Source organism: Candidatus Rokuibacteriota bacterium, assembly GCA_016209385.1.
Taxonomy (GTDB): domain Bacteria; phylum Methylomirabilota; class Methylomirabilia; order Rokubacteriales; family CSP1-6; genus JACQWB01.
Genome location: JACQWB010000182.1, coordinates 1 through 3,120 on the forward strand (window position 1 = coordinate 1; position 3,120 = coordinate 3,120).

A 3,120-nucleotide genomic window follows, 5' to 3' on the forward strand; every position below is an offset into this window, starting at 1 on the left:
AGAACGACGCGGTCGCTCCCCACGCAGGCGAGGGCACAGAGGAGCGCCGCATCGGAGTACGCCGTCTCCGAGTAGGCCAGGTTGTCCAGGTAAAAGCGCGTGAGGTAGTGGGACGGCGGCCGGGTGATCGTCACGCCCTTGGCATGGAACTTCTGCTGGACCTGCCAGCCGAGGTCGAGCCGCTCCTTCAGATACGGCAGGGCGCCGCCCAGGTGGGCGAGGCAGATCTGGAGCCGGGGAAACGCCTCGAGGACGCCTCCCAGCACGAGGCGCGCGGCCGCTACGGTGGTTTCAAAGGGAAAGTAGCGGCGACCGCCGGCTTCGGCACAGCCGGGAAGACCAGGACGGCGAGCAGCACAATTGCAACGCTGGTGACGTGCCTACGCATGGTGTCCTCCGTGTTCAGGGGCAGCTGCCCCCGGGTCCTGACCACGTTCGGGGCTCCCGTTCCCCCGCGAACCCGCCGCAGGAGCCGAAGCGGCCCAATTCTACTTCGGGTCCCGGGGCCGAACAACCGGTCGATCTGAGCTGGACGGTCGCCCGTGTTCCCCCTGACCGCCGCTTCATCCGCGCTTTCGCATCGGGCCATGCTCCTGACGCGGGAAGGGCCAGGACGGCAGCCGACGCCGCCGGCTCTGCCCGGAGCGGAACGGCTGAGAGGGGGCTTTAGCCCCGGTGGGACGCACCCGCGTAGCGCGGTGACCTTCTCCAGGGAACGTCTCAACCGTAGCCGGAGAGCCAGGCGATGCCGCGGAGGAGCAGGACGCTGGTCACGAGGAACAGCGACGCGGTCCGGACGGAACAGCGATAGCGCAGCAGCAGCGGCAGGCTCAGCGCGAGGTACACTAGCCCCAGCATCAGCGCGACCAGCGTGTGCCCCTGGAGGCCGACCCACTGCACGCTGTTCGCGAAGACCCACGTGCTGATCGCGATGAACGCGACGTACAGCAGGAAGGCCTCGCCGAAGCTCACGACGACGCCGAGAGTGATCGACAGCCGGCGCTCCCCCTGCCGTCTCCGCGCCCCGAAGAACACCAGGTTCAGGACGGCCAGGCCGGCGAGCAGCGCGGGCAGGAACAGGAGCTGCCGCTCGGCGCCCGGACACGTGAAACCGGTGCATGACGCCATCACCATCGGGCCCCTGCCGGCGTCCGGCCGGTAGCGCTCGTTGAGGGCGTAGACGATCTTGCCGCGGAGGGCCACCGGTGAGTCGCCGTAGAAGGCCTGGAGCGCGAAGTCTTGCGGGGCCGGGACCTCGACCTGCGCGGGTCGGTCGTCCGCCTGGACCTGCCGGGAGGCCACGCCGGACTCCCGAATGACGTAGCGCTCGTCGATCGTCCAGCCGTTTCCCGGGTCGGAGGATTCCACGAGGCCCCCGACGTCGCCGGCCTGGCCGTAGCCCTTCGAGGGCTTGCGGAACCACCAGACCCTGTCCTGCGCCAGCTTCATGTAGGGGATCTTGCCCGGCGGGAACTGGATGACCCAGGCGACGGGCTCGGGCGAGCGGGCAGTCACCCAGAGCGGCGTCGGCCCGTCGTTCACGATGAAGAGCTTCAGGAGCGCGTGCGGGGAGCTCCGGTCCTCGGCGATCCTGACCCCGGCCGGGAACTGCGCCGGATCGAGCTCGACCGACCGGATGCGGAACCAGTTGAGGTTGTAGTACTCGTTGTTGCGGCCGGGATCGTACTCGGGGTTCACCTCGTAGATCAGCGTCGCGGTCAGGATCAGCTCCCGATCGCCGTGGATGGCGCGAAAGCGCACGGTCCGGGGAGGCGGCGGCACCGGGGACCCGGGCCGTCCCGGGCCCATCGTTCCGATGACCTGCTCGCGCGGGTCGACGAGGATCTCCGACAGATAGAGCCTGTCTTCCGGGTGCCCCGGGGTCCACACGTCCTTCTCGAAGTCGATCCGGTGGCCCTTCCCGCCGAGGAACTTCCGCACCGCGACCTCGTTCGGCGGGACGTGCCCGAGCCAATCGGGTGGGCCGGAGAGCGTCCGCACGAGGTGGAGCGGCGTCGCGCTCTCGTTGTGCAGGGTGCGCCGGCGCTCCCTCCCCTGGTAGAAGGGCAGCCTGACCTCGCGCTTCCGGGTGGTCACGCCGGGCGGGAAGGAGCGGGGATCGAACTCGACGGCGATCGTGTACCAGGGGTCGGGCTGGGGACGCGCGTAGCTCCTCGCCGGCGCCTCGCGCGGGCTGGCGCCGAGGATGAGCAGGCCGATTGACGCCGCCAGCGCGAGGACCTTCCAGGCGTCGATCGGATCGCGCTTTCGAACCCCTGAGACGCTCGCGCCGCCGGCGATCAGCCGAGGACCTCGCGCATCACCGCTGTACTCGGAAATAGGATCGTCCGTGGCATCCTCACGTGGGAAAGAGCGACGGGCCGATCCGGACTGCCGCCATGTCCCCTCCTTCATTGTTGGCTGGGACGGTCATACGTACCTTTCTTACTGTAAGAATAAAACCGGCGGGGCCCGACACGTCAAGGGTCGGCAGGGAGAGAGACAGTAAGGGGCAAAGGGGTCAGGATCGCCTCGAGGGACGCTTTCCCCGTCCCTCTTGGGGATGTAGACTCAGGACAAGCGTTCGGGAGAGGAGGGATCGTCCATGAAACGGCTCGCTCTCGGCCTCGTTCTCGTCCTCGCGGTCAGCCTCAGGCTCCTGCCCACCGCCTCGTGGGCCGGGTCTATGCTCGGCATCGCCGTGGTCGGGGGAAAGCTTACCGTAGTCGCTAGCGGGGCCGCAGTCGGCCCAGCCGCGTCTGGTGCGCTCATTCTGAGCGCCTCACGCCGCATGGCGGACTTTGAAGCTGGCGCGCCCAGCGGTCCCACGTATCTCATCGTGGACGCCACCCCGCCAGAGGCTCAGGTGTTCCTCGACGGGCGCCTGCTCGGCACCGCTCAACAACTGGTTGCCCGAGCCTTCCCGCTCCCGCCGGGCCGGCACGCCGTGGAGATCGTCGCGCCCGGCTTTCGCCCCTATATCGCCCAGTTCATCTCGGCGGCCGGGAGCTTCCCCATCCGTATTCGTCTGGCCCTCGTTCCTGAGTAAGCACAAATCGGAGGGGGACACCCACGCCTCCGGCGTGGGTACCCGGGCCCCCTCCGAGGCCTCCCCCATGA

Annotated in this window: 3 protein-coding genes; 1 reads left to right on the plus strand and 2 read right to left on the minus strand. The window is 68.8% G+C overall.

Going from position 1 to position 3,120, the window contains the following annotated elements:
• Together HY726_12725 and HY726_12730 are read right to left on the minus strand one after the other, a co-directional pair.
• Positions 1-266: hypothetical protein (locus HY726_12725; GenBank protein ID MBI4609858.1), on the minus strand; the 266-nt coding region annotated here is incomplete at its 3' end.
• 454 nt (positions 267-720) lie between these two features.
• Positions 721-2,415, minus strand: coding sequence for a hypothetical protein (locus HY726_12730; protein MBI4609859.1), 1,695 nt, complete (start codon positions 2,413-2,415; stop codon positions 721-723).
• 190 nt (positions 2,416-2,605) lie between these two features.
• On the opposite strand from HY726_12730, the gene HY726_12735 reads away from it, so the two are divergent.
• The gene (locus HY726_12735) at positions 2,606-3,049 is read left to right on the plus strand and encodes a PEGA domain-containing protein (GenBank protein ID MBI4609860.1); all 444 of its coding nucleotides are present in this window, start codon (positions 2,606-2,608) and stop codon (positions 3,047-3,049) included.
• The last annotated feature ends 71 nt before the right edge of the window (positions 3,050-3,120 follow it).

Bases quoted from the DNA above. Each gene is read 5' to 3' on its own strand.
- HY726_12730 (MBI4609859.1), bottom strand. From the start codon at position 2,415: ATGAAGGAGGGGACATGGCGGCAGTCCGGATCGGCCCGTCGCTCTTTC.
- HY726_12735 (MBI4609860.1), top strand. From the start codon at position 2,606: ATGAAACGGCTCGCTCTCGGCCTCGTTCTCGTCCTCGCGGTCAGCCTC.